This window comes from Rhizobium sp. N621 (genome assembly GCF_001664325.1).
GTDB classification, from domain to species: domain Bacteria; phylum Pseudomonadota; class Alphaproteobacteria; order Rhizobiales; family Rhizobiaceae; genus Rhizobium; species Rhizobium esperanzae.
Genome location: NZ_CP013495.1, coordinates 3,926,731 through 3,949,935, shown reverse-complemented (window position 1 = coordinate 3,949,935; position 23,205 = coordinate 3,926,731). Strand labels below are relative to the sequence as shown.

General features: G+C 61.0%; 24 protein-coding genes. 9 read left to right on the top strand and 15 right to left on the bottom strand.

The features are described 5' to 3' along the window. Nucleotides 1–6: 6 nt before the first annotated feature. Nucleotides 7–861 carry a MurR/RpiR family transcriptional regulator gene (locus AMK00_RS18980; RefSeq protein WP_011426888.1) on the bottom strand — a complete coding sequence of 285 codons (855 nt, stop codon included), beginning with the start codon at nucleotides 859–861 and terminating at the stop codon, nucleotides 7–9. 230 nt (nucleotides 862–1,091) lie between these two features. Between AMK00_RS18980 and AMK00_RS18975 the strand changes: the two genes are divergently transcribed. Next, entirely contained in the window at nucleotides 1,092–1,805 is a 714-nt protein-coding gene (locus tag AMK00_RS18975; RefSeq protein WP_064811395.1) for a sulfate transporter family protein, read from the top strand. Between the two features lie 124 nt (nucleotides 1,806–1,929). Here the strand turns inward: AMK00_RS18975 and nth are convergent, their stop codons facing one another. Next, a complete protein-coding gene (nth, locus tag AMK00_RS18970) occupies nucleotides 1,930–2,727 on the bottom strand; it encodes an endonuclease III (protein ID WP_189637613.1) in 798 nt (265 codons plus the stop codon). Here nth and AMK00_RS18965 point away from each other — a divergent pair. Further along, on the top strand, nucleotides 2,726–3,223 hold the full coding sequence (locus AMK00_RS18965; protein WP_064811393.1) for a DUF2244 domain-containing protein: 498 nt from the start codon (nucleotides 2,726–2,728) through the stop codon (nucleotides 3,221–3,223). The genes nth and AMK00_RS18965 overlap by 2 nt on opposite strands. 79 nt (nucleotides 3,224–3,302) lie before the next feature. Next, on the top strand, nucleotides 3,303–4,175 hold the full coding sequence (locus tag AMK00_RS18960) for a methylated-DNA--[protein]-cysteine S-methyltransferase (RefSeq protein WP_064811392.1): 873 nt from the start codon (nucleotides 3,303–3,305) through the stop codon (nucleotides 4,173–4,175). Between the two features lie 65 nt (nucleotides 4,176–4,240). On the opposite strand, the gene AMK00_RS18955 is transcribed toward AMK00_RS18960, so the two are convergent. Beyond that, nucleotides 4,241–5,224 (bottom strand): sugar-binding transcriptional regulator, encoded by a 984-nt coding sequence (locus tag AMK00_RS18955; protein ID WP_064805089.1) that lies wholly within the window; start codon nucleotides 5,222–5,224, stop codon nucleotides 4,241–4,243. Nucleotides 5,225–5,651: 427 nt separating this feature from the next. Here AMK00_RS18955 and tal point away from each other — a divergent pair, with 427 nt between their 5' ends. Both tal and AMK00_RS18945 read left to right on the top strand, forming a co-directional pair. Next, entirely contained in the window at nucleotides 5,652–6,617 is a 966-nt protein-coding gene (tal, locus tag AMK00_RS18950) for a transaldolase (protein ID WP_064811770.1), read from the top strand. 92 nt (nucleotides 6,618–6,709) lie between these two features. Beyond that, nucleotides 6,710–7,384 carry a DUF1345 domain-containing protein gene (locus AMK00_RS18945; protein WP_064811769.1) on the top strand — a complete coding sequence of 225 codons (675 nt, stop codon included), beginning with the start codon at nucleotides 6,710–6,712 and terminating at the stop codon, nucleotides 7,382–7,384. Here the strand turns inward: AMK00_RS18945 and AMK00_RS18940 are convergent. Both AMK00_RS18940 and AMK00_RS18935 read right to left on the bottom strand, forming a co-directional pair. Next, nucleotides 7,381–8,178 (bottom strand): anti-sigma factor family protein, encoded by a 798-nt coding sequence (locus AMK00_RS18940; RefSeq protein WP_064811391.1) that lies wholly within the window; start codon nucleotides 8,176–8,178, stop codon nucleotides 7,381–7,383. The two genes, AMK00_RS18945 and AMK00_RS18940, sit on opposite strands and share 4 nt — an antisense overlap. Next, entirely contained in the window at nucleotides 8,175–8,918 is a 744-nt protein-coding gene (locus AMK00_RS18935) for a sigma-70 family RNA polymerase sigma factor (RefSeq protein ID WP_064805085.1), read from the bottom strand. The genes AMK00_RS18940 and AMK00_RS18935 overlap by 4 nt, the downstream gene beginning before the upstream one ends. 300 nt (nucleotides 8,919–9,218) lie before the next feature. Between AMK00_RS18935 and AMK00_RS18930 the strand changes: the two genes are divergently transcribed. From AMK00_RS18930 to AMK00_RS18920, 3 genes are all read left to right on the top strand, one after another. Beyond that, nucleotides 9,219–10,193 carry an MBL fold metallo-hydrolase gene (locus AMK00_RS18930; RefSeq protein WP_064805082.1) on the top strand — a complete coding sequence of 325 codons (975 nt, stop codon included), beginning with the start codon at nucleotides 9,219–9,221 and terminating at the stop codon, nucleotides 10,191–10,193. Between the two features lie 20 nt (nucleotides 10,194–10,213). Beyond that, a complete protein-coding gene (locus AMK00_RS18925) occupies nucleotides 10,214–10,678 on the top strand; it encodes a tetratricopeptide repeat protein (RefSeq protein WP_189637612.1) in 465 nt (154 codons plus the stop codon). A 62-nt stretch (nucleotides 10,679–10,740) separates the two neighbouring features. Beyond that, nucleotides 10,741–11,184, top strand: a complete 444-nt coding sequence (locus AMK00_RS18920; RefSeq protein WP_064811390.1) for a DoxX family protein — start codon at nucleotides 10,741–10,743, stop codon at nucleotides 11,182–11,184. A gap of 66 nt (nucleotides 11,185–11,250) precedes the next feature. Here AMK00_RS18920 and AMK00_RS18915 read toward each other — a convergent pair whose 3' ends face one another. From AMK00_RS18915 to AMK00_RS18885, 7 genes are all read right to left on the bottom strand, one after another. Next, a complete protein-coding gene (locus tag AMK00_RS18915; protein ID WP_004678026.1) occupies nucleotides 11,251–11,424 on the bottom strand; it encodes a DUF1328 domain-containing protein in 174 nt (57 codons plus the stop codon). A 118-nt stretch (nucleotides 11,425–11,542) separates the two neighbouring features. Next, complete coding sequence (locus tag AMK00_RS18910; RefSeq protein ID WP_064805079.1) at nucleotides 11,543–12,970, bottom strand: gamma-aminobutyraldehyde dehydrogenase; 1,428 nt, start codon at nucleotides 12,968–12,970, stop codon at nucleotides 11,543–11,545. Between the two features lie 13 nt (nucleotides 12,971–12,983). Beyond that, nucleotides 12,984–13,796 carry an ABC transporter permease gene (locus AMK00_RS18905; RefSeq protein ID WP_018072710.1) on the bottom strand — a complete coding sequence of 271 codons (813 nt, stop codon included), beginning with the start codon at nucleotides 13,794–13,796 and terminating at the stop codon, nucleotides 12,984–12,986. After that, nucleotides 13,786–14,748: an ABC transporter permease gene (locus AMK00_RS18900; protein ID WP_064805077.1), complete on the bottom strand. Its 963-nt coding sequence runs from the start codon at nucleotides 14,746–14,748 to the stop codon at nucleotides 13,786–13,788. The genes AMK00_RS18905 and AMK00_RS18900 overlap by 11 nt, the downstream gene beginning before the upstream one ends. Then, complete coding sequence (locus AMK00_RS18895) at nucleotides 14,745–15,731, bottom strand: ABC transporter ATP-binding protein (protein WP_064811389.1); 987 nt, start codon at nucleotides 15,729–15,731, stop codon at nucleotides 14,745–14,747. Before AMK00_RS18895 ends, AMK00_RS18900 begins: the two co-directional genes overlap by 4 nt. 216 nt (nucleotides 15,732–15,947) lie before the next feature. Then, complete coding sequence (locus AMK00_RS18890) at nucleotides 15,948–17,108, bottom strand: ABC transporter substrate-binding protein (protein WP_064811388.1); 1,161 nt, start codon at nucleotides 17,106–17,108, stop codon at nucleotides 15,948–15,950. Between the two features lie 120 nt (nucleotides 17,109–17,228). Continuing rightward, nucleotides 17,229–18,137 carry a LysR family transcriptional regulator gene (locus tag AMK00_RS18885; protein WP_064811767.1) on the bottom strand — a complete coding sequence of 303 codons (909 nt, stop codon included), beginning with the start codon at nucleotides 18,135–18,137 and terminating at the stop codon, nucleotides 17,229–17,231. 178 nt (nucleotides 18,138–18,315) lie between these two features. Here AMK00_RS18885 and AMK00_RS18880 point away from each other — a divergent pair, with 178 nt between their 5' ends. Further along, nucleotides 18,316–19,080 (top strand): hypothetical protein, encoded by a 765-nt coding sequence (locus AMK00_RS18880; RefSeq protein WP_064811387.1) that lies wholly within the window; start codon nucleotides 18,316–18,318, stop codon nucleotides 19,078–19,080. Between the two features lie 62 nt (nucleotides 19,081–19,142). Here AMK00_RS18880 and lysS read toward each other — a convergent pair whose 3' ends face one another. From lysS to AMK00_RS18865, 3 genes are all read right to left on the bottom strand, one after another. Further along, nucleotides 19,143–20,639: a lysine--tRNA ligase gene (lysS, locus tag AMK00_RS18875; RefSeq protein WP_064811386.1), complete on the bottom strand. Its 1,497-nt coding sequence runs from the start codon at nucleotides 20,637–20,639 to the stop codon at nucleotides 19,143–19,145. Between the two features lie 22 nt (nucleotides 20,640–20,661). After that, nucleotides 20,662–22,128, bottom strand: coding sequence for a glutamate--tRNA ligase (gene gltX / locus AMK00_RS18870; RefSeq protein ID WP_064811385.1), 1,467 nt, complete (start codon nucleotides 22,126–22,128; stop codon nucleotides 20,662–20,664). A gap of 243 nt (nucleotides 22,129–22,371) precedes the next feature. Next, nucleotides 22,372–23,121: a TerC family protein gene (locus tag AMK00_RS18865; RefSeq protein WP_064805067.1), complete on the bottom strand. Its 750-nt coding sequence runs from the start codon at nucleotides 23,119–23,121 to the stop codon at nucleotides 22,372–22,374. Nucleotides 23,122–23,205 lie beyond the last annotated feature (84 nt).

Sequence of the window (23,205 nt, the reverse complement as noted above, 5' to 3'; positions counted from 1 at the left end):
TCACATCTAGTGGTTTGCGGTTTCGCCGAGCACGGTCGCAAATTCCAGCATGCGGCGGCGGCGGAGGGCTGCCTCCTCTCCGACTTCGAGAATGACGGATTCGGACAGGCAATCGAGCAGCGCGATCAGCGGCGGAAGATTGTCGAGATCAGGGGCGCGTGCCGGCGGCAAGGACAGCATGACGTTTGACTGATCTGCCATCCAGTCTGCTTGCTGAGGCGAAATCAGCACGACCTTGTAGCCGTAGCGCCGGGCGGTTCTGGCAAGCAGCCGTGCCTTGGCGAAACGGCGGCAGTCGATGATGACGAGCAAAGCGTCGTCGACGGCCTGCCGGGCGAAGAGTTCGGCAAAACGGTTGTCGGTGGCATCGAGCGTGCGAACACCATCACGGGCTTGCGTCAGCCGCTGGCAGAAATGATTGGCAAGGCTTGCGAGCCGCGCATGCGTGGCGATCGATACTTCGCGGGCCGTGCTGATCAGGCGGACGGCTTCGGCCCAAAGCGGCTGCGCCGTCAGATGATAGATGTGATGTAGGGCCTGGATCTGCTCGGCAACCAGCACGGCAAGCGGCTTGCCCTCCGCGGCGTCCGCGTGCAGTTCGCTCATGGCGCTCTGCAGCTGCGCCGGCGATGTGGTCACGGTCTCGCGAATTTCCACCTTGACGCTGTCCAAACCCTGGTAGCCGAGCGCGCGCAGGAAGCGCCCGACGGTCATCGGCGAGAGATCCAGCCTGTCGGCGACAGATGCTGCCGTCTCAAACGGCAGGTCGTTCAGGTGCTCGGAGAAATATTTCGCAATGCGACGCTCGGCCGGTGTGCCGCTTTTTACGTATTGCCTGAGTTTGTGCACAAAGTCTTCCACATCAGCCTCCCCGTATTTCCTCAGAGGCGTTCCGTGGATGCGCTAACGCGCCCCTTTGTCTTTGCAACTATTTTCGGAAGCTGCTTCTCAGGCTCGTATTTCTGCGTCTGATAATATTATATTCGTTCTAATATTGCGACAAGTTTCTATTACAGCCTGCAATTTTATTCTCTCTTGTCGGTAGCATTCGCCTTTCCTACATCTTCTGCGTAACCGGAGACGCTGAAGAAATGATTCTTGATGCCACACGCCTTTCGCTCGCCAATCTGTTCGCGCCGGAGACACGCTCGGTCTTCTGGAAAGTGCTCGGCCTGACGCTTCTCGTGCTCGTCGGCCTCTGGTTCGCGCTACGCGGGGCCTTCATGGCCTTTCTCTTTCCCTGGCTCACCAGCTTCTTTCCCGATATGCCGGATTGGGCCGGATGGTTTGCTCTGGTCTTCGCAATCCTGGCCGGGATCGGCCTTGCGCTCGTGCTGGCGCTGCTGCTTTCTCCGGTCACGGCGCTGATCGCAGGCCTTTTCCTCGACGATGTCGCCGACGTTATCGAAAAACGTGACTATCCCGCCGACGCGCCGGGCGCCGCCATGCCGCTCGGCCCGGCGATGGCGAGCTCGATCAAATTCCTCGGAGTGGTGATCCTTGGCAATATCGTGGCCTTGTTGCTGCTGTTCATTCCCGGCGTCAATCTGGTCGCTTTCTTTCTGGTGAACGGCTACCTGCTCGGACGAGAATTCTTCGAATTCGCCGCCATGCGCTTCCGTCCGCCTCATGAGGCACGGCTCTTCCGCACCAAACATGCGCCGACGGTCTTTCTCGGCGGGCTGGTGATCGCCCTCTTTCTGGCGATCCCCGTGGTCAACCTGCTGACGCCCCTCTTTGCGGCGGGCATGATGGTGCATCTGCACAAGCTGATTTCCGCAAAGGACGCCGGTTTCCGCGTCTGAGGCTCAGCCAGCTAAGGCTGAAGTCTCGTACATTAGCGCGAACTTGGCGCCCGGAATCGGCGTGATGAGGTCGATCATCGTGGCGGGCGCCGAACGGCGGAGCGACGAGCAGGCGATCACTGTTCTACTCGACAGCCTCGCCGATCGCTTGCGGCGGCAGTTCGACGAGAGGGGCCGGCACGTCCGAGCTTTTCTCCGGCGATTTGCAAATATCGGCGATGACGCAGCGCTCGCATTCGGGACGGCGTGCCTTGCAGGTGTAGCGCCCGTGCAGGATCAGCCAGTGATGAGCATGGTAGAGGTAGTGTTTCGGTACTACTTTCATCAGGCGCGCTTCGACCTCATCAGGCGTCTTGCCGGGAGCAAGCCTGATGCGATTGGCGATCCGGAAGATGTGGGTGTCGACGGCCATGGTGGCCTGGCCAAAGGCCATGGACAGCACGACATTGGCAGTCTTGCGGCCGACGCCGGGCAGGCGAACCAGTTCCTCGCGCGTTTCCGGCACCTTGCCGGCGAAGTCGTCGACCAGCATTTGCGAGAGCGCGATGACGTTTTTCGCCTTGTTGCGGTAAAGGCCGATCGTCTTGATGAAATCGCGAAGCTTGTCCTCCCCGAGATCGAGCATTTTCTGCGGCGTATCGGCCACCTTGAAGAGCGCCCGCGTCGCCTTGTTGACACCGGCATCGGTGGCCTGGGCGGAGAGAGCCACCGCCACGACAAGGGTGAAAGGGTTGGTGTGCTCCAGCTCGCCCCGCGGCTCGGGCCGCTGCACCGAAAAGCGACGGAAGATTTCCTCGCGTTCAGCCGGCGAATAGGCGGTCTTGACCGCCGCCGCCGGTTTGCGGCGGGTGATCACATTCGTGCCTTGCGGCAGGGATTTGAGTTTCGGATTCGCCATAGAAACTCTATACTCAGCGGTCATGACGGAAAGCAACGCCAACAGCTCCAACGAGCAGCCTGTTTTCGCCGCCGAGCTCTTCCCCCACCGGTCGCTCGGCCGCCGGGGCTTCAAGGTGCTGCTCATTCTGTCCGGCGCCGTCTGCTTCCTCTATGGGATGTTCTTCATCGCCACCGGCGCCTGGCCGATCGGCTTCTTCTTCGGATTGGATTTCGCGCTTCTCTACGGCGCCTTCTGGCTGAATTACCGCTCCGGACGGGTGCGCGAACAGGTCACCGTGTCGCGCACGGACGTATCGGTGCGCAAGTTTGCCCCATCGGGGCGGATGGTGGAGCATCATTTCAACCCGTTCTGGGCGCGGTTCCTCGTCCGAAGGCACCAGGAGATCGGCATCCTCTCCATGCATATTTTCGGCGAGGGCCGGCGCACGGATATCGGCTCCTTCCTCAATCCTGACGACCGCGAAAGTTTCGCCAGGGCCTTCAAGGGCGCGCTCGCCACCGTCAAGCAGCGTATCTGAGCGTATCAGGCGAGCGCGCAAGAATCGGGTGGTTTACGCTCCGCCTATTGATTATCTCCTTGTTACAAGGAGAAAGACCATGGATATGATCGCGAACCTGCAGACCGACATCACGCCTGACGGCCCTGATTACGATATCGTCCGTCGGGTCATCGAACTCATCACCGAGGATTATCGCGACCAGCCGTCGCTGGAGGCGATCGCCGCCAGGCTCAACCAGTCGCCGACGCAGCTGCAGAAGACCTTCACCCGCTGGGCTGGCCTCTCGCCGAAAGGTTTTCTGCAGGCGGTGACGCTCGACCACGCCAAGCGGCTGCTGCGCAAGGAAGACATGCCGTTGCTCGAGACGTCGATCGAAGTCGGCCTCTCCGGGCCGAGCCGCCTGCACGACCTTTTCGTGACCCATGAGGCGATGTCACCCGGCGAATGGAAGGCAAAAGGCGGCGGCCTCACCATCCGCTACGGCTTTCACATCTGCCCCTTCGGCGTGGCGCTGATCATGGTGACCGATCGCGGTCTTGCCGGCCTTGCCTTCAGCGATTCCGGCAGTGAAAGGGCTTGCCTCGAGGACATGACCTGTCGATGGCCGAATGCCGAATACATCGAAGACCTGCAGGCGACGATTCCCTATGCCGCCCGCATCTTCCAACCCGGAAAATGGTCGTCCGAGCAGCCGCTCCGCGTCGTGCTGATCGGCACGGACTTCCAGGTGCGTGTCTGGCAGAGCCTCATGAAGATACCGTTCGGCAAGGCGGTCACCTATTCCGACATCGCCAACGATATCGGCCGGCCGACGGCGCAGCGCGCCGTGGGCGCTGCGGTCGGGGCAAATCCGATCTCCTTCGTGGTGCCTTGCCACCGGGCGCTCGGCAAGAACGGTGCGCTGACGGGCTACCACTGGGGCCTCACCCGCAAACGGGCGATGCTCGGCTGGGAATCGGCGCATGCGTAAAAGCATGCCGTGCAAAAAGCACGTCATGGGGCACGGCAAGCCAATCTGAAAGATCACGGCGCGCTTCAGGCCTGTTCGGCCAGATCAAGCAATGCTTGCGCGGCACCTTCATCGGTGATCAGGGTGTTGCAGCCGATGCGCTTGATCGTGGCGCGGATGGCGGTGGCCCGGTGGGCGCCGCCGGAGGAAAGCACGATGTGCTTGGCCTCTTTCAACATATCGAGGTCGACGGACATCACGCGCTGGTTGATCGAGTGGTCGACCGAATTGCCGTCCTTGTCGAGGAAGTTGAACATCGTGTCGCAGACGCAGCCGGCATTGATCAGTTCCTGCAGCTCGGCCTTCGATATCCAGCCTTCCGATAGCGAGGTCGAGTGCGGCCCGATATCACCGCAGCTGACGATCGCGAGATCGAGATTTTCGGCTAGACGGTAGATCGTGTCCAACCCGCATTTGTCGATCAGATTGCGTTTGGTTTCAATCGAATCGACGAGAAGCGGCGCCAGGAACATGTAGCATTCGGCGCCGAGCTGATTTGCCAGCCGCCAGGTGTAATCGATCGGATTCGTCTGGTGCACGGCAACGATACCGCCGAGCAGCGAGACGACCTTACAATTGGCGCGGCGTGGCGGCCGGAAGCTTGCCAGCGAGGCGGTCATGGTGCGGCCCCAGCCGACACCGATCGTATAGTCGTCAGGAATGGCTTCGGAGAGGAACTGGCCAAGCGCCAGACCGACGTTTTTTGCCAGCGAATCGACGTCGCAATGAACCGGCGCAGGCACGACGATCGCCTCGTCGAGCCCATAGGCACGCTCCAGCTTGACCGAAAGCTCGACGCAATCGCCGATCGAATCATTGATCCAGATCTGGACCTCGCTGCGTTTCATCGACTCGTCGAGCAGGCGGATCACCGTTGTCCGGCTGATGCCGAGCTGTTCGGCGACGTCTTTCTGGGTCAGGCCTTCATTGTAATAGAGCCATGCGGCCCTCAGCCGCAGCGAGGATGCCTCGGAATAGGCGGTATGGGTGCCGCGTTTGAGCTTGACCACGTCTCCTCCCGCAGGATTTTCGCCTAAATCCCTGGTGGGACGAAAGGCTGCGCCTGTGCGTTTGTCTCCGGGATAATGACGGGTGTGACACTTATGTCAATCGGAATGCACAAATGTCCTTGACTTTTCCTTGCGCGAACGGCGATAGTCCTCGCGACACGAAGTCGTCCCTGTCCCGTCCGAGGAGGACATAGTGCGGGCATGCCGAAAGTCACGACCGGTCCCCGAGCCGCATGCCGCCCTGCTTGCGTTCGAGAATCCGTTTGACTGCATCAGGAACATGGCCAGTGTGCTTCACGTTTATGAATCATCCGTGACGGATGCGCCCGTTGTTCGCCGCTGAATGCAGGCCGTCTGTCCCAAGATCACCCTTGCCGGGCGGAACGCGCCGACCCTGCAGCCCAAGTTCAAACAAGGATTATTGATCATGACATCCAAGCTTGACCAACTTCGCGAGATCACCACCGTCGTCGCCGATACCGGTGACATCGAAGCCGTCGCGCGCCTGAAGCCGGTCGATTGCACGACGAACCCGAGCATCGTGCTGAAGGCGCTCGGCACGCCGATGTTTGCCGACGCCATCAAGGAGGCCGTCGTCTGGGGCAAGAAGCAGGGCGGCAATCCGGAATCCGTTTCCTCGGCCGTCGCCGATCGCCTCGCCATCTCCGTCGGCGCCGCGCTGGTGAAGCTCGTCCCAGGCCGCGTCTCGACCGAGGTCGACGCCGATCTCTCCTTCGATACCGAGGCTTCGCTTGCCAAGGCACGTTCGATCATCGCCGCCTACAAGGACCGCGGCATCGATCGGGATCGCATCCTCATCAAGCTCGCTTCCACCTGGGAAGGCATTCGCGCCGCGGAAGTGCTGCAGAAGGAAGGCATCGACTGCAATCTGACGCTTCTGTTCAGCAAGGCCCAGGCGATTGCTTGCGCCGACGCCAAGGTGTTCCTGATCTCGCCCTTCGTCGGCCGCATCCTCGACTGGTACAAGAAGTCGACCGGTAAGGACTACACCGCCGAGGAAGATCCGGGCGTCATCTCCGTCCGCGAGATCTACAATTACTACAAGGCGAACGATATCAAGACGATCGTCATGGGCGCCTCCTTCCGCAACGCCGGCGAAATTGAAGCCCTTGCCGGCTGCGACCGGCTGACCATCAGCCCGGCGCTGCTCGACGAACTTTCCAAGGATAACGGCAAACTGGAGCGCAAGCTTTCGCCGGAAAGCCGCAAGCCCGATGCAAAGGTCTCGGTCGACGAAAAGACCTTCCGCTGGATGATGAACGAAGATGCGATGGCGACGGAAAAGCTCGCGGAAGGCATCCGCGCCTTCGCCAAGGACCTGTCGACGCTGCGCATCATGGTGCAGAAGGAACTGCAGCTCGCTGCCGCCTGATAGAGCACGCCAGTCATCGAAGGCGCGGATGCCGGCTGGCAACCGCGCCTTTTTCATGCTCTTATCAATGACATATGCTGTCGGAGACCGATATGGCGGATGAGGAACCGGCAAGTTCGCTTGTGGCACTTGCACTTGCCCGCAAGCACGCAAGCTTCATCATCGCCGCTGTTGCCGGACTGGTGGTCTTCCTGTTTCTGACCTCGCGGGAGGTCAGCGCCGGCAATATCCTGTTCGGCTGGAATGTCAGCGCCATTGTTTTTGTCGCGCTCAGCTGGCGCAAGATGCTGCGGGCGACGGTCGAAACGATCCGGAAACGCTCCGCCGATCTCGATTTTTCCGATACCGTTTTGCTGGCCCTTTCGATCGGTGCTGCGCTTGCGAGCATCGCCGGCATCGGCACCGAGCTTCATTCGATCAAGGAGGCACCACCTGACATCGCGCTGACGCGGGCGGGTGCCGCGGTGCTGACGATCCTGATCTCCTGGATTTTTCTGCATACGCTTTTCACCATCCACTATGCCCATTACTTTTATGGTGGGACGGACGAAGAGAGCGGCCTCAAATTTCCCGACGGAATCGAAGAGCCCGGCTACTGGGACTTCCTCTATTTCTCCTTTACCATCGGCGTTGCCGCGCAGACCGCGGATGTTGCGGTCAGTTCGACCAGCATGCGCAAGCTGACGCTGCTGCATGCCGTGCTGTCGTTCCTTTTCAACACGACGATCCTGGCGCTGGCGATCAATGTCGGGGCAAGCCTGCTTTAACCCCTTGCCGCCTTCCTGAAGAGCGCCTCGAACTCGGCCAGGTCGCCGGCGGCGACATCCGAAATCGCTGAGAAAATGAGCCCGCCATCCGACCATTGCTCCATATTGTAGCCGTCATGCACGGCTGTCGTCTCTGCGGCCGATCCTGCGGGCCAAACGAACAGGTTGATGACATGGCCGTGGCGCCGGTAGACGAGGGCCGCAACGGCGCGCCCACCGAGATAGTCGACACGCCCGCCGATCAGGGGAAAGCCGTCCTTGGAGAGGTCGCTGACCGGCGGCGAAAAATCGAGCTTGCCGTTGAACCACGGTTTTACCGTATGCTGATCCGAGGTCAGCACGTCGGTCAGATGGTCGGCCATCATCGACCTGATATGGCTTGAAAGGATCTGTTCCTGCAGAAGCGCGGTCTGAGACGGTGCGTTGACGAACAGGAAGGCGCCGGCCGCCAACGCTGCGAGTGAAGGAACGAAGCTCCATTGCCGGATGAAAACCAGGGCGCGGCGCCAGCCGGGCACCTGGCGTGGCAACGGCAGGCCGGATGTCGTCGCCTGTTCAAACGACAGCATCGACAGGACATGTGAACGCAGCGCTTCGGACGGTCGCCATTTGACGCCATCTTGGTCGGTGATCTCTCTCACGGCCTGAACTCTTTCCATCTCCGCCCTGCAATCCGTACAGGTAGCAAGATGATCCTTGAATTGTGCCGCGTGGACCGAATCGAGTTCGCCATCGACAAAGCCATGCAGCATGACACGCCATTCCGGGCAGCCTTTTTGGTGCGCGTCGCTCATCCTGCAGTCTCGCCTTTGTCGCATGTGTGCCAGGCTTCACCAAACTCACGCCGCGCCCTGGCAAGCCTCGACATGACGGTGCCAATCGGCGCGTCGATGATTTCGGCGATCTGCCGGTAGGAGAGATCCTCAAGCTCCCGCAAGACGAGGATTTCCCGCATTGCCTCGGGGAGCCGGCTAATAACAGCGCGTACGCGCTGCTGTTCGCTTCGCCGGATCGTCGCCGCCTCCGGCGAATCCTCCTCCGAGGCGATCTCGTTCTCACCTGTTTCGTCGCCGTCGCCATCACTCAGATGCCGCTCGAACCGCGCCTTGCGGCGATCCTGCTGGCGCCAAGCATGGCAGCAGTTCCTCACGATGGCAAAGAGCCAGGCGCGCGGATCGCCACCGCGATAGCTATCGAAGTTGCGGAAAGCACGCAGGAATGCATCTTGGACGATATCTTGTGCCGCATCCGCGTCGCGGCTGAGGAACCGGGCAAAATTATAGGCAGCGTCAAGGTGCGGAACGACAATGTTCTGAAAGCGCTGCATGAGTTCATGCTGCGCGGTCGCATCGGCCGCCGAAGCAACCCGCTCGCCGCTCGCCTTTTCCGAGACCATGGGGTGGAACAACCGTGCTGCGCTGTCGAGAAGCACGGCCAGCGGCGATGGTCGAAGACGGTCCTTCCAATGTCGCCACGCCAGCGGCAACCACTCGTTTGATCCGATGGGATAGGTGATCTGAGCGTTTGTCATCATCCTCCCTGCCTCAATAGTAGCCGAATTTAAGAGCGAGATCCGCAGGCATGGAGTGCGGTCCCTTGCCGTCTAGACTGACCGGCACGCAGTTTTATTCCAACCGAAGCCAATTTATTTCCACGCGGCCGGATAGCCGGCCGCGGACGATAGAAATGACGATGTCTTTTCAAGCGCTTGAACAAATGACGCTCGAGATCGGGAATAAGTGAGTCCGGCTGGCAATCTAGTTCGTCAGCGAGGGCATCCGAACAATTGCGGTCCTCGCCAGCTGAAATCTCATCGACAAAAGGAGGCATATCCATGTTTACCATGTCACGTCGCGCCGTCCTTGGATCGGCTGCCGCGGCAGCTGCATTCGGGCTGTCGTCGAAGCTCGAATTCGTCGGGTCGGCGCTCGCCGCAACAACGCTGGAGCCGACCGTCGGCTTCTACAAATATCAAGTCGGCGATGTCGAGGTCACGGCGGTCTACGACGGAATTTGGAAAAAACCGCATGACCCGACCTTTATCAAGAATGCCTCGATCGAGGATACCAAGGAAGCGCTTTCCAAGGCAGGGCTTACGACCGAATTTATGCCGATCCCGCTGACGGTGGTCGTCCTGAAACTCGGCAACCGGCTGATCATGATGGATGCCGGCTCGGGCGTCGGTCAGTGGCAGGCAAATGCCACACATCTGCCGGCGAATATGGCAGCCGCCGGCATCGATTATAAGAGAATCGATACGATCATGCTCTCACATTTCCACCCGGATCACGTCTGGGGATTGATGGAAAAGGGAACGAACGATCCTGTCTTTCCGAACGCCGAACTCATCGTCAATGCCATCGAATATAACTGGTGGACGGAACCTGGTCGGGTCGAGAAACTTGCGGAAGGCCGCAGACCCGCAGGCAAACGCCTCGCCGAGGTCTTCCCGAAATGGAAGAACTGGAAACTGGTGGACGATGGTGCCGAGGTTGCGCCCGGAGTTCGGCTTCTTGCAGCGCCAGGCCATACACCGGGTCATTCGACCTATCTTGTCGCCTCCGGCAGCAAGCAACTGCTTGTCTCGGCCGATATCATGTACGTGCCGGCGCTGCTTGCGCCGCACCCCGACTGGCAGGGCAGTTATGATCAGGATGGGCCGGCGGCCATCGACACGCGCCGCCGTCTCATCGACCGCATCATTGCCGACAATATCGCCATTTGCGGCTCGCATTTCCCCTTCCCCGGCTCGGGCACCTTCGTCAAGGACGGAAGCGCCTACGGCTTTACGCCGACAGTCCAGGCCTGAAAGGCCGAATGGAGATCATCATGATGAAATATCTAATTCTCGGATTCATCTGGCTCTGCGCCATATCCGCCGGTTTCTCCGCGGTGACGGCGCTTCCCGCTTTTGCTGTCGACAATATGGAATCGACGGAAGCTCCCGATTTGACGTCGGTGCGCGCCAAGATCGATGCCAAGGATTATGCCGGCGCCCTGGCGGAGCTTCGCGGTCTTGCCGAAGACAACCAACAGGCAGATGTCTATAATCTCATGGGGTATACGCTGCGCAAGACCGGCGACTACAGAACGTCGCTGACCTACTACACCAAAGCACTTGAGCTTCAACCCGATCACAAGGCTGCGCGTGAATATCTCGGCGAGCTCTATGTCGAAACGGGCGAGATGGCAAAGGCGGAGGAGCAGCTATCATCGCTGAAGCAACTTTGCCCAAGCGGCTGCGAAGAACTTGAAGACCTGCAAAATGCCATCGCTGCCAAAGGTGGCAACTGACCAATACATAAACGCGAGAACAGGCCGCCAAGCCGCCTGTTCTCTGCAAATCGGAGGGTGTGATGGATAGCGCCTCAAGCTGGTCTCAACTGGCCGATTTCATTCTTGTCCTTGGCAGGCTGCTCCTGTCGCTGATCTTCCTGCATGAAGGTTCGGTGCTCGCATCAGATATCAGCGCGACCGTCGACACTTTCGCAAAACTGGGACTTGCCGCGCCGGTTGCATTTGCTGTCATAGCACTTCAGCTCGCCGCCGGCCTTTCCGTTGCCGCGGGTTTCCTCAGCCGGCTTGGCGCATTGGCGCTGGCCTTCTTCTGTCTGGCGACCGCCTTGCTCTTTCACACGAATTTTGACAGCCAGAACGAGCTCCTGCATTTCGAGAAGGATCTGGCGATTGCCGGCGGCATGTTCGTCCTGGTGGCTTCGGGGGCGGGGTCGATATCGATCGACAGCCTGCTGAGAAAGCGGGGTAGCAGCCTTCATCCCTGGCTGAGGGCAATGATGTAGCCAATTGGCCACAAGCTCCGCGGCTTTCCCGAGCCGCGGAATTGCTTCGGCTTGTGCGGCGCTCGCTTACAAGACCGCCTGGCCGGCCATCAGCGCCAGAACCAGGAAGATCAGGAAGATCACCAGCGCGATACCGAAGAGCACGCGGGCGATGGTCGCGGTGGCGGCGGAAACGCCGGAGAAGCCGAAGAAGCCGGCGATGATCGAAATAACGAAGAATATCAGAGCCCATTTCAGCATGACACATCATCCTTTGCGTTTGTCTGAAAAGACGCGGCAACCGGGAAATTGTTCCACGTCGCGCGAAATTGGACGGCGTTATCTGCTGTCGGCGTTCTATATCCTTCCGGTTTCACGGTCAGCCATGATTGATCATCACGTGACGCACGGCGGTATAATCCTCCAGCGCATAGACCGACATGTCCTTGCCGTAGCCCGACTGTTTGAGGCCGCCATGCGGCATCTCGTTGACCAGCATGAAATGGGTGTTGATCCAGGTGCAGCCATATTGCAGGCGGGCGGCGGTCTTCATGCCGCGGCCGATATCCCTGGTCCAGACCGAGGAGGCGAGGCCGTAATCGCTGTCGTTCGCCCAGGCGATGGCGTCATCTACTTCAGAGAAGCGGGTGACCGAGACGACCGGGCCGAAGACCTCACGGCGGACGATCTCGTCGTCCTGCAGGGCGCCTGATATGACGGTCGGGGTGAAGAAGAAGCCCTTGTCGCCGGAGCCCTTGCCGCCGGTGGTGATTTCCATGTGCTTGTGCTCGGAAGCGCGGGCGACGAAGCTTTCGACGCGGTCACGTTGGCGCCTGGAGATCAGCGGACCGATCTCGTTTTCGGTATCGTCGGCCTGGTTGAAGCGGATGCTGGCGACGGCCGAAGAGAGATCGGCAACGAAATTGTCGTAGACCTTGGCGTCGGCATAGATGCGGCAGGCCGCGGTGCAGTCCTGACCGGCATTGTAATAGCCGAAGGTGCGGATGCCAGCGACGACGGCATCGATATCGGCATCGTCGAAGACGATGACCGGGGCCTTGCCGCCGAGTTCCAGATGAGTGCGCTTGACGGTCTTGGCGGCGGCCTGCAGCACCTTCTTGCCGGTGGCGACATCGCCTGTTATCGAGACCATGTTGACCTTGGCATGGTTGATCAGCGCATTGCCGACGCTTTCGCCGCGGCCGAGGATGACGTTGACGACGCCTTCAGGAAGGATGTCGGAAAGCAGCCTCGCCATCTTCAGCGCGGTCAGCGGCGTCTGCTCAGAAGGCTTGAAGACGACGGTATTGCCGCCGGCGATTGCCGGCGCCAGTTTCCAGGCCATCATCATCAACGGATAGTTCCACGGCGCGATCGAGCCGACGATGCCGATTGGATCACGGCGGATCATCGAGGTGTGACCGGGCAGGTATTCGCCCGCGGCCGGTCCGTGCAGGTTGCGCACGGCACCGGCGAAGAAGCGGTAACAATCGACGATCGCCGGGATTTCATCGTTCAGCACTGAATTGATCGGCTTGCCGCAGTTCAGCGCTTCCAGCGCGGCGAAACCGGCGGCATCCTTCTCGATAGCGTCGGCGATCTTCAGCAGGTAACTCGAGCGTTCGGAAGGTGTCGTCTGCGACCAGCTCTTGAAGGCTTTTTCGGCGGCATCGACGGCGGCGTCGACCTGAGACAGCGAGGCCTCGGGAAGGTCGGTCACCGTCTCGCCGGTCTTCGGGTTCAGGATGTGCTCTTCCGTCTCCGTGCCTTTTTCGAAACGGGAACCGATCAGCATTTGCGTATCCATGATGTTCTCCCTGTTATTTGCCGGCGCCGGCGATCTGGTCGCCGTCGCGGGTGAGGTAATAGGCTGCCAGGATCGGCAGGAAGGTGACGAGCACCACGACCATGGCGACCACATTGGTGACGGGGCGCTGGCGCGGGCGGATGAGTTCTTCGAGCATCCAGATCGGCAGGGTCGATTGCTGGCCGCCGGTGAAGGTTGTGACGATGACCTCGTCGAAGGAAAGGGCAAAAGCGAGCATGCCACCGGCCAGAAGTGCGGTGCCGATATTGGGCAGGATGACATGGCGGAAGGTCTGGAAGCCGTCGGCGCCGAGATCCATCGAGGCTTCGATCAGCGAGCCGGAGGTGCGGCGGAAGCGGGCGACGGCGTTGTTGTAGACGACCACCACGCAGAAAGTGGCGTGGCCGAGCACGATGGTCCAGACCGAGAACGGGATGTCGAAGAGACTGAAGGCGGAGCGCAGCGCAATGCCGGTGATGATGCCCGGAAGGGCGATCGGCAGGATGACCAGCAGCGAGATCGCCTCGCGGCCGAAGAACTTCGTCTGGCTGACGGCCGCCGCACAGAGCGTGCCGAGGACGAGCGCGATCGCGGTGGCGATGACGGCGACCTGCACGGAAAGGCCGAGCGCCGACCAGACGTCCGGCCGGTTCCAGGCAACGGCGAACCATTGCAGCGTCAGGCCGGGCGGCGGCCACTGGTAGCTCTTCTCTTCCGTCGTGAAGGCATAGACGAAGATCAAGAGGATTGGCAGGTGCAGGAAAAGCAGGCCGCCGGCGGCGGCGATCTTCAGAGGCAGCGGCGATGTCTTGAGGTCAGAGCGCATCGAAGGCTCCCATGCGTTTGGCGAGCGTCAGATAGAACGCCATGATGACGATCGGCACGACGGAAAAGGCGGCCGCCAGCGGCACGTTGCCGGCCGTTCCCTGCTGGGCATAGACGGCCTGGCCGATGAACAGCCGGGACGAGCCGATGATCTGCGGGATGATGTAATCGCCCAAGGTCAGCGAAAAGGTGAAGATCGACCCGGCGACGATGCCCGGCAGCGCCAAGGGCAACAGCACGGTGCGGAAAGTCTGGCTCGGCGTGGCGCCGAGATCCGCGGAAGCCTCGATCAGGTTGCTGGGCACACGCTCGAGGGCTGCCTGCGTCGGCAGGATCATATAGGGCAGCCAGACATAGACGAAGACAATGAAGGTGCCGAGATAGCTGACCGAAAGCGAATTGCCGCCGACGACCGGTAGGTTCAGGATGCCGTCGAGCAGCCAGGCGAGATGGAGCTTCTCGAAGATCCAGGTGAGGATGCCTTCCTTGGCAAGGATCAGCTTCCAGGCGTAGATCTTGATGAGATAACTCGACCAGAGGGGCAGCATGACGCCGAGATAGAAGAGTGCCTTCCACTTGCCCCGAGCGTAACGCGCCGCGTAGTAGGCGATCGGAAAGGCGATCAGCGCGGAAGCGACAGTCACCAGTGCGGCCATGACGACAGTGCGGATGATGATGTCGAAATTCGTCGGGCTCAGAAGCTGGGCGTAGGTCGCAAGGGTGAATTCGTAGTTCACCAGTCCGGAAAAATCGTCGATCGAGAAGAAACTCTGCAGAAGCAGGGCGACCAGCGAGCCGATATAGATGATGCCGAGCCAGAGCAGGGGCGGTGTCAGCATCAGAAAGAGTAAGAGCTTCGGGTGCCGCCAGAAGGCATCCGACAGCCGGCCGAAGACGCCGCTGCGTCCCGGAAGGATCGATGTCTTGCCGTCGGAGATGATGAGTGCCGTCATGCAGCATCGTCCATGTAGTGGATATCGGCGGGCTGCCAGGCGAGGCGGATGCCGGCGCCGACATCCGGCACGAGCGCGCCTGCCGGCAGCGTGACATGCAGCCGGCTACCTCTGAGGTCGACGCTGAGACGGGTGGCGGCGCCGAGGAAGCTCGCATGCTCGACCTTCGCCTCGATGCCGTCGCTTGTCAGCCGGATCGCTTCGGGGCGCAGGCTCGCCCAGCGTTTCTCGCCGCCGAGCGCGGCCATCAAATCAGGTGCGATCACATTGGACGAGCCGACGAAGTCGGCGACGAAGCGGGTCTTCGGGCAGCGATAGATATCCTGCGGCGTGCCGTGCTGGACGATATTGCCATTGTTGAAGACCGCGACGCGATCGGCCATCGACAGCGCTTCGCCCTGATCATGGGTGACGAAGACAAAGGTGATGCCGAGGGCGCGCTGCAGGCTCTTCAACTCCTCCTGCATCTGCTCACGCAGCTTCAGGTCCAGCGCACCGAGCGGCTCGTCGAGCAGCAGCACTTTGGGCTTGTTGACGAGGGCGCGGGCGAGCGCCACGCGCTGCCGCTGGCCGCCGGAGAGCTGGCCGGGGTGGCGGCCGCCATAACCCGGCAGTTTGACGAGTTCGAGGGCATCGCCCGCCGCCTTCATCCGCTCCGCTTTGCCAACGCCCTTGACCATCAGCCCATAAGCGACGTTGTCGAGAATGTTCAGATGCGGGAAGAGTGCATAATCCTGGAATACGGTGTTGACGTTGCGGCGATAGGGCGGAACGCCGTCGGCCGTGTCGCCGAAGATCTGGATATGGCCTGATGTCGGCTGTTCGAAACCGGCTATCAATCTGAGGCAGGTCGTCTTGCCGGAACCGGACGGCCCGAGCATGGCGAAGAACTCGCCCGGCGCGATCTCCAGATCGACGCCGTCGACGGCGCGCACCTGGCCGAAATGGCGCGATACCTGTTGGAAACGGACGGCTGGGGTCATTGGAAGGCTCCGGGGTCTATGTGCTCAACAGAGGGTGTCGGTCGTGGCTCAAAAAGGACCCGGCCCCAAGCCCCTCCCCACAAGGGAGGGGCTTAATCTGCCGCACCCTCGCGAATTCGGCGTTCAGCGAGGAGCGAGGCGGTGCCACTTATAGCCCCTCCCCCTTGTGGGGAGGGATTGGGGAGGGGTCTTCAACCACATAAGCCGACTTGGCTATTACCGCCCGCCGATCACGCCGATGTAATCCGATACCCAGCGATGATAGGGCACGCATTCGCTTTGCGTGGCGCATTTGGCGACCGGGGTTTTCCAGAACTTGATCTTGTCGAAGTGATCGAAGCCGTTGGTGGCGCAGCCGGTATCGCCCATCAGTTCGTTGCCCTTGCAGGCGGTGGGAACGGAGGGAACGGCGCCGAACCAGGCGGCGGCGTCGCCCTGGACCTTGGCCTGCAGCGAATGTTCCATCCACATATAAGCGCAGTTCGGGTGTTCGCTGTCGGCGTGCAGCATTGTCGTGTCGGCCCAGCCGGTGACGCCTTCATCCGGGAAGGTGGAGGCGATCTTCTGCTTGTCGGCCTGCAGCAGGTTCACCTGGAAGGGCCAGGAGCCGGAAGCGACGACGCCTTCGTTCTTGAAGTCGTCGATCTGGATCATCGCGTCGTGCCAGTAGCGCGAGATGAGCTTGCGCTGGCCGCGCAACAGGTCGAGGGCCGCCTTGTACTGGTCTTCAGTGAGTTCGTACGGGTCTTTGATGCCGAGATCCGGCTTGTGGGCCATCAGATACATGGCCGCATCGGCGATATAGATCGCGCCGTCATAGGCCTGGACGCGGCCTTTGTTCGATTTGCCGTCGGGCAGCGTCTCTTCCTCGAAGACGACATTCCAGCTGGTCGGCGCCTTGTCCTTGAAGGCATCGGTATTGTACATCAGCACATTCGGGCCCCAGAGGTAGGGCACGCCGTAATGTACGCCGCCGACCGTATACCAGGCGCCGTTCTGCAGGCGCTGGTCGACATTCTTGAAGCTCGGGATCAGATCGGTGTTGATCGGCTGGACACGCTTGCCGGCGATGAGGCGCAGCGACGCATCGCCCGATGCGGTGACGAGGTCGAAGCCGCCCTCGTTCATCAGCGAGACCATTTCATCCGAGGTGGCGGCGGTCTTGACGGAAACCTTGCAGCCGGTCTCCTTTTCGAAGCCGGTGACCCAGTCGTAATTCTTGTCGGTTTCGCCGCGTTCGATGTAGCCGGCCCAGGCGACGATGCTGATCGCACCCTCGCCCTTGCCCAGCGCCTTCAGCGGTTCGGCGGCGGTCACCTGCGTCGCGAAACTCAGACAGGCGATCGCTGCCGTGCAGGATTTCAAGAGATTCGTCATCGTCCGGCTCCCGGTCTGGTGCCACTTTCCGTGGCGGTTTGTTCCCGCTCAAGAAAGTGATCCCAAAGGGGCGCTTTCGCAAATTCATTTATCAGAAAGGCGATATCGGAAATTCCGATATCAGCGGACGCGGCCGGATCGCAGGCTTTCGGCGATGCCGACGAAGTCGCGCGCCGCCTGCGGCAGGCTGGAGCCCTTGCGCCAGACCATGCCGACCTGGACCACCGGCAGCGAACCGGAGACGTCGCGGCTCTCGATGCGGTCGCCTTCGAGCGACCACGGGCGGTAGACGAGGTCGGGAAGCAGGGCGATGCCGGCGCCCGTCGCGACCAGGCTGCGCACCGCCTCCACCGAGCGGGTGCGGAAGGCGACATGCGGGCGGGCGCCGAGCGCCGACAGCAGCTTGCCGGTATTCTCCTCGATCTCGTCGACCGTCAGCATGATCAGCGGTTCGCGGGCGATATCGGCGACCGAGATGATGTCGGCCGAAACCAGCGGATGGCCCATCGGCAGCCATAGCCGATAGGGCGAGGTTTCGAGGATTTCCGCCTGCAGCGCCATGCGGTCGCGCAGGTTCGATATCACCATGACCGCGACATCGAGTTCGCCGCCGACCAGGAGATGCTCGAGATAGCCGCCATTGTCCTCGATGGCGCTGACCTCGATGCCCGGACAGGCGCGCCGGTATCGCGCCAGCAGATCGGAGAGCACGTAGCCGGCGACAAGCGAGGTGACGCCGATATTCAACGTGCCGGAGAGGGTGCTCTGCTGGCCGGAGAAGCTGGTCCGCGCATCGGAGACGGAGGCGAGGATCTTGGTCGCGTGACGGAGAAACTGATGTCCGTTGTGGGTGATCGTCAGACCGCGCGGATGGCGCTCGAACAGTTCGACGCCAAGATCGGTTTCGAGCTCCTTCAGCGCTTCCGTCACCGAGGATTGCGAGATCGACAGGTTCTGCGCGGCTCGTGTCACCGAACCTTGTTCGGCGACGGCAACGAAATATTGGATCTGGCGGAGCGTGAAGGCCATGGGCGTATAGAGCATGGTGGGATGCGCCGTGGCAAGCGGTTGAAAAAGGCGGACCTTTTTTGGACTTTTTCAAAATGGGGCGGGCTTGGCTTGTTCACTTAAACTTTCGGAAACGTCATTTCCCTAGCATTCTCGGCACCTGTCCTGCGTTGGAGTTTGAGATGGCGGAGCAGTTGGCGTGAAGGCCTTACTGCGCATGTTCCGGCCTTCCCGGAAATTGGCAATGATCATCGGCGGAGTCGCGCTTCTGGCGGGCGTTTCCGGCGGCGCGGCCGTCTATGTCGGCAAGGACAGACTGATGGGTGTGGCCGGTGGCGGCTACGGGCTCGAATGCAGCGACGTCAACCTGGTGACGATCCGGAAGCAGGATCACGTCTGGGTGCGCAAATACATCAAGACCGAACCGACCGACGGGATAACACGCGTCAAGACTGCGCTTCGGGTCGCCCAGGCCGTTTATGCCGCACAGAAGCCGGATCTGGTGCAGGTGGTGGTGCTCGACGAGAATGGTCCGACCCTCCGCTCCGACATTCGCGGCCGGGCGATCGGCGCCGACGTCGTCTATATCCCGCATCCCGACAAGGCCGTTCCCGGCCTCGACGACAAGCCCTATACGGCGCGTTACTATGACGGCAAGGCCAGCGAAAACGGACTGTTCTTCGGCGAGCGAATAGAGTTGCCTCTCGACGAAATCGCCATGATCAGCAGCGGCTTCAAGGATCCTGAGGATTGCGTCGACCCGGTCGCTGTGGGCTCGACGAAGAACGGAGAAAAGGCCAAGGAAACGAAGGCTGCGGGCGGCGCGCACGGCGCAGCGCCGGCGGCCGAAAGCGAAGCCGCGCCCGCTCATGAACCTGCGCCAGCCAGAGAAGGCGCGAGTGCCGATGTGGTAGCGGAGGCTCCGGCCGAAGAGCCTCCGGCGGAAGGCGCCGAGACCCGCTGAATCACCGGCATGAAAAAAGCGGAGCGCCGGCCGGCACTCCGCTTTTTCTCACGTTCTGTCTGTCAGTCGGCCTTGTTGCGGCGGGCCGGGAAGAGAATGACGTCGCGGATCGACGGAGCGTTGGTCAGAAGCATGATCAGGCGGTCGACGCCGATGCCGAGGCCACCGGCCGGCGGCATGCCCTGGTCGATCGCGTCGAGGAATTCGTCGTCCAGCTGCTTTTCCTTTTCGCCGCGGGCATGCGCCTGTTCCAACTGCTCGACCATGCGGCGCCGCTGTTCCTCGGGATCGTTAAGTTCCGAGAAAGCGTTGCCGAGTTCCCAGGCGTTGCAATAGGTCTCGAAGCGCTCGACCAAACGCGGTTCGCCCGGCACTTCCTTGGCGAAGGGCGAGATGTCCTTCGGGAAATGCGTGACGTGCGACGGCTGGATCAAGGTGGATTCAACCTTTTCTTCGAAGATGAAGGCAAGGCACTCGCCCCAGGTCCAATCCTTCTCGACGGCGAAGCCGGCGGCCTTGGCGGCGGTGCGCGCTTCCTCATCGGTCTTGATGGCGAGGAAATCGATGCCGGTGGCTTCCTTGACGGCAGCAGGCATCGGCACGCGCTTGAACGGCCCCTTGAAGGACAACCGCTTGTCGCCGAAGTCGAATTCCGTCGTGCCGTGAATGGAGAGCGCCAGGGTCTCGAACAGCCGCTCGACGAGGTCCATCATATCCTCGTAATCCGCATAGGCCCAGTAACACTCCATCATGGTGAATTCGGGATTGTGCCGGGTAGAGACCCCTTCGTTGCGGAAGTTGCGGTTGATCTCGAAGACCTTGTCGGTGAGGCCGGAGACCAGCGTGCGCTTCAGGAACAGTTCCGGCGCGATGCGCAGATACATGTCGAGCTTCAGCGTGTTGTGATGCGTCTTGAACGGCTCGGCGGTGGCGCCGCCATAGATCGATTGCAGCATCGGCGTCTCGACTTCCATAAAGCCGTCATTTTCCATGAAGCGGCGGATGCCGGAGACGATCTTCGAGCGCTGCTGGAAGCGCAGCTTCGAATCCTCATTGGTCATGATGTCGAGATGTCGCTTGCGGTAACGCAGCTCGATGTCGGAGAGACCGTGCCACTTCTCGGGCATCGGCAGCAGCGACTTCGTCAGCATTTCGATCTTGTGGGCGTTGATCGTCAGCTCGCCGCGCTTGGTGCGGCGCACGATGCCGGTGACGCCGATGATGTCGCCGATATCGATCATCGGCAGCAGGCCGCGGGCCTCTTCCGGCGTCGTGTCCTTGTGGCTGAAGATCTGGATCTTGCCGGAAGCGTCATGGATATCCATGAACATACCGGAGTTGCGCGAGGAAAAGACCCGGCCAGCGACGGTGACGATGTCCTGCGTCTCGACATCGGGTTCCAGACCCTCGTATTTCGTCGCAAGCTCGGCATTGGTCAGGCTCCGGTGAAAATGCGCCGGATAGACATCGCCGATCTGCTCGCGCAGCAGCTTCAGCTTCTGGGCGCGCACCTCGGTCGCGTCGGAGGAAAGGGTGTTTTCGGTCTTGTTGTCAGCCACTGTCGAAATCCTCTGACTATGCTTACTTCGAGCCGACGAGGGCGGCGACCGCCTGGGCCGCGAGCTTCAGGCGCTGGCGCACGACAGAGCGGCCGAGGAGCGCCATGGAATCGAAGAGCGGCAGCGAACGCGACGAGCCGGAGACGGCGACGAAGAGCGGTGCCACCACGACCTTCAGCTTCTTGCCCAAGCGATCAGCGACGGCGCGCAGCTCCGCCTCGATCGTTTCGACATTCCATTCCAGGATCTTTTCGAGGTCCGGCTGGACAGTGTTGAGGATCTCCAGGATCTCTTCCGGCGGTGATTTGATCTTGGCGAAGTCGGACGGCTGCAGGCCGAGATCGGACTTCAGCAGGAAGCTGGCGAGATCGGGTAGCTCGCCGAGCTTGGAAATGCGGGTCTGCGACAGGCGCAGACCCGCCATCAGGCGGTCGTTTTCCATCGCCCAAGTCAGGACGCGCGCCCGGAATTCGTCTTCGGAGAGCTTTTCACGGATCCAGCGGCCGTTCAGCCAATCGAGCTTCTGGATATCGAAGATCGCGCCTGCTTTGGAGAGATTGTCCGGATCGAACTTTTCGGACAGTTCTTCCATCGTCAGAAGCTCTTCGCCCTCGGCGATCTGCATGAAGAACAGGCCGAGGAAATTCATCAGCGCTTCGGGGATATAACCGAGCGCAGAATAGTAGGAGATCGAGGTCGGGTTCTTGCGCTTCGACAGCTTCGATTTGTCGGCATTGCGCATCAGCGACAAATGCATGAAGACCGGCTGCTCCCAGCCGAAATAGCGATAGAGCAGGATGTGCTTGGGCACAGAAGCCAGCCATTCCTCGCCGCGCGCCACATGGGTGATCTTCATCAGATGGTCATCGATGACGTTGGCCATGTGATAGGTCGGCATGCCGTCGGCCTTGATCAGCACCTGCATGTCGACGGAATCCCACGGGATGGAGACATCGCCATAGACGCCGTCAGTGAAGTCGCAGGAGCCTTCGGTCGGGATCTTCATGCGGATGACGGTCGTCTCGCCGGCTGCCATGCGCGCGGTGACTTCCTCGGCCGTCAGATTGAGGCAGAGGCCGTCGTATTTCGGCGGCTTGCCGGCGGCGCGCTGCGTCTCGCGCATCTGTTCGAGGCGGGCTGGCGTGCAGAAACAGCGGAAGGCATGACCCTTGTCCAGCAGTTCCTCAGCATAGGGCTGATACATCGGCTTGCGGTCGGACTGGCGATAGGGGCCGTAGGGGCCGCCGATATCGGGGCCCTCCTTCCATTCCAGCCCGCACCATTTCAGCGCATCCAGGACCTTCGTCTCGAATTCCGGCGTCGAGCGCGTCGCATCGGTATCCTCGATGCGCAGAATGAACTCGCCGCCGTGCTTCTTGGCAAAGAGATAGTTGAAGAGAGCGATGTAAGCGGTGCCGACATGCGGCTCGCCGGTCGGCGAGGGAGCGATGCGGACGCGGACGCCGGAAGCTGTCCCGGAATTTGTCATTGTATGTGCCCATCAATGAATGCCGGACTGCTTTCACGGGAAAGCGAGGTTCGGCCGGAAGGATGCAGATATCTTCATCGGCAAACCGGCCGAAAAGGGCATTCGCCCGCACCATCCGCCGATCGTCCGTTCGGCTGGCCTTAGGCCATATTCAACCGGGCGCGTCAAGAAAAACCGCGTCCGCAACGGCTTTCCGGCACTTGAGAGGGTGCGCTGGTTGTCGCGCGCCCTCCCGCATCAGCCTCAATGCGCTCCTTCGCGTTTCCGCTTGCGGGCGTTGCGCGCGAACATGTTCAGCACCTCGACCAGCGCCGAGAAGGCCATGGCGGCGTAGACGTAGCCCTTCGGCACGTGGAAGCCCATGCCTTCGGCGATCAGCGTCGTGCCGATCATCAGCAGGAAGGCGAGCGCCAGCATGACGATCGTTGGATTTCTCTCGATGAAGTTGGCGAGCGGGGTCGCGGCAACCAGCATGACGGTGACGGCGGCGATAACGGCGATCACCATGATCGGCAGATGCGGCGTCATGCCGACGGCGGTGATGATGCTGTCGACGGAGAAGACCAGGTCAAGCAGCAGGATCTGGCCGATAGCCGACGCAAAGCCCGTCGTGACGGACTTCGCGATGAAATCCTCCTGATGATCCACCGGGTCGACCGTGTGGTGAATTTCCTTGGTGGCCTTCCAGACGAGGAACAGGCCGCCGGCGATGAGGATCAGGTCCTTCCAGGAGAAGCCGTGCCCGAAGGCCGTAAACAGCGGTTCGGTCAGTTGCACGATCCAGGCGACGGTACCGAGCAGCGCCAGACGCATGACGAGGGCAAGGCCGATGCCGATCCGGCGGGCTTTCTCGCGATGCTCGGGTGGCAGTTTGTTGGTGAGAATGGAAATGAAGATCAGGTTGTCGATCCCGAGAACGACTTCCATCACCACCAGTGTGATGAGCGCCACCCAGGCGGCCGGGTCCTGAATGAGCGTCATGATTTCCTGCATCAGCCTATACCCTCTTTGCGTCACATGATGAAACGACGCGCAATGTAATGGCGCCTGCCTGCCAGACAAGCGCCACAAGCCGGT